At 34.2% G+C, this 2,523-nt stretch carries 3 protein-coding genes; all 3 read left to right on the top strand.

From position 1 onward, the window contains the following. Positions 1–156 precede the first annotated feature (156 nt). The 3 genes from FHQ23_RS12120 (at position 157) to FHQ23_RS12110 (ending at position 2,100) form a co-directional block, all read left to right on the top strand. A complete protein-coding gene (locus FHQ23_RS12120) occupies positions 157–444 on the top strand; it encodes a hypothetical protein (protein ID WP_139614543.1) in 288 nt (95 codons plus the stop codon). A 77-nt stretch (positions 445–521) separates the two neighbouring features. Further along, entirely contained in the window at positions 522–1,580 is a 1,059-nt protein-coding gene (locus FHQ23_RS12115; RefSeq protein WP_176552325.1) for a DUF1266 domain-containing protein, read from the top strand. Between the two features lie 79 nt (positions 1,581–1,659). Beyond that, positions 1,660–2,100: a hypothetical protein gene (locus tag FHQ23_RS12110; RefSeq protein ID WP_139614541.1), complete on the top strand. Its 441-nt coding sequence runs from the start codon at positions 1,660–1,662 to the stop codon at positions 2,098–2,100. Positions 2,101–2,523 lie beyond the last annotated feature (423 nt).

Here is a 2,523-nt window from a genome sequence, read left to right as displayed (position 1 = left end):
AAAAGGAGCTGGACGATATACTCAAAAATCAAGATGCTTATTTTGCTAATCCGAAAAACCTTGCCGAATTTCAAGCAAAACGAAAAGCAAATAATGCAGATCAACAATTTTGTTGGTAAGCCTAATTCTATAACTTAACTTAAAAAAGAGGAAACTATGTTAAATCTAAATTGCCCTAATTGCCAAAAATCAATGGGATTAATTAATAATTTCAATAATATCAATCGTAAAGAAGTAACCTGCCCTCACTGCCAAGCTACTGTGAATAAAAAATTCAATATCGTTAAAGGATTGCTGGCTGCCTTAGGTTGCTTGATTATTGCGACAGTTATTCTATTCTTCGTTCTAGGAGAGGGAAACACAACCATGTATCTTGGGGGCTTTGCGGGTATTATCGGATTTATTACGTTTGGTACAAGCTACAATAAAAAACCGAATTCATAGCAATATACGAAGAATCCCGATTTATGCGGGATTTTTCTTGCTTATCTTATTTCGATTTGGACCCTAAGGAAAATATTATGGGCTTAAAAAGCAAACTTTATCGGAAACAATTCGCCCCTTTCAAACCACTCATAGGTGTCGCTATCATACTTGCTATGTATTTTTACGGGTTGATTGATTTTGACTTCTATTCACAAAAACTCGGTTTTGATATACCGCATTGGGTTTTTTACAGTATATTCGGTGCTCTTTGTTTATACGCTGCTTGGAAAACCTTTTGGGGTGTCATTTGGATATTAAGCGCCAAAGAAAATAGTCGGTCAAAATGCTTTTTCGGCATGCTGAACAATAAAAATCCACAAGTAAAAATTGAAAATGGATTAGAAGAGTATGCACTCTTAGCTTCTACATTTTATGAAGCAAGCCAAATACTAATCGGTGATAAAGAAAGTTTAAGCAAACTTGCTAAAAACCCAAATTATATTCCCCCTTACCGTTTAGATAAAGACGGTGATCTACGAGGAGGATCTCAATTTATTAACAGTATTGAGGGCATGCACCATTTAACCAAAAAAGAAGCAGAATATCGCTTAAAAGTACCTCTTGAAAATTCTTGGGGAATCACAGGTAAAACATCGGCACTTGAGCAAATGGATGCATTATGGCATGGGGCATTAGAAGCAGCAGAATATAATCTATTGGATTCTAAAAAAGGCGTGCTTTATAGTAAAACTGTACAGGAGTTCGGTTATAAAACAGTTAATTTCAAGACAGACACTAACGCAGCCGGTTTTGATATTATCCGTTTTATTTATATTGCTCGTTCAAGTTTTACTTTAGGCTATATTCCTGAAGAAAGTGTACGCAACGCATTATGGAATACAGCGCAATTTATTGCAGCCTCTTATGAAAGTTGGGAACAACTCGGCTATTCTTATCTAGTGACTTTCTTAAATTGGAATTTAACATCAAATTATGATGAATCGACTTATTCCTATATCACTGAACGTGTCACCGCTATCAATCAATTATTTTCTGAATCCAACAGTCCATTAAAAGATACTTCGCTGGATATATTACGCACTATTATCGAAAAAGAATTAGCCGATAACACCAAGCAAGAATCTACTACCTAACTAACTATTCAATGCCGATATAGAAAATATCGGCATTATTCTATTTAATACCATTTGGAAAGCTTTAATAAATTTCGTTATGCAAGATAAAATTCGTTGTCCTTATTGCCAGAGCCTGCTGAATCAACAATTCATCAAGCATAGTCAGTATTATTGCGGCAATTGTTTGAAGAAATACCGATTACAATTCGGCCAATCTACTGAATATGTAATCTCCTTAAAGCAGTCCAAGGAATATGATGAAGAGAAAGATTATTTTAAACAACTCGAAATCAGAAACAAATCATTCGATAAAAAATCATTTTGGTCTTCTTTTGTGCCTTATTATCTCGAACAAATGGTCAAAGAACTTAAGCTCAAAGGACGCTATAGAGTATGGTTTATTATAATATTTCTCTTAATCCTATTTGCTGTTCGTGTCTACCAATCTGAAAGACCATACATTTTTCAAGATATTGAAGTTAAAAAAAATAATGAACGGCTGAGAGCAATTATGGAAAAGCAGAAAAAAATAGGCTAGAACTACAGCGACGAGCTGAGGAAAGAGAAAAATAATCTAGAGAAATCAATAAATATGAGTGAGATAGTTTACTTTCTTTTTGGTTGGGCTGCTGCATCGATAATTAGTTACTTTTACCGTAAGCGGGTCGTATTACTTATCTTCGGGTTGGTGCTGTTTGCTTCGGTTGAGATCATACGCCAGAACGGTGCGTATTTTCAAAATCGGATAGAGAATATATATTCGATTACGATCTTGCTTGCTGTATTGTTTTTACACACATTCTTTATGTTTGCAACTCCTATAATGATGAAAGTACCAAGAATAAATGAAAAAAACAAAGAAATAGGAACACGGATTTTTATTGCTATTTTTTATATCTTCACCTTGTTTTTTCTGTTTATGATGTTTGTTAGAGGGATTATCTATTGATGAATATCACTG

Source organism: Testudinibacter crocodili, from assembly GCF_006228025.1.
GTDB lineage: Bacteria > Pseudomonadota > Gammaproteobacteria > Enterobacterales > Pasteurellaceae > Chelonobacter.
This window is presented reverse-complemented; position numbering and strand designations above follow the sequence as displayed.

Bases quoted from the DNA above. Each gene is read 5' to 3' on its own strand.
- FHQ23_RS12120 (WP_139614543.1), top strand. From the start codon at position 157: ATGTTAAATCTAAATTGCCCTAATTGCCAAAAATCAATGGGATTAATT.
- FHQ23_RS12115 (WP_176552325.1), top strand. From the start codon at position 522: ATGGGCTTAAAAAGCAAACTTTATCGGAAACAATTCGCCCCTTTCAAA.
- FHQ23_RS12110 (WP_139614541.1), top strand. From the start codon at position 1,660: ATGCAAGATAAAATTCGTTGTCCTTATTGCCAGAGCCTGCTGAATCAA.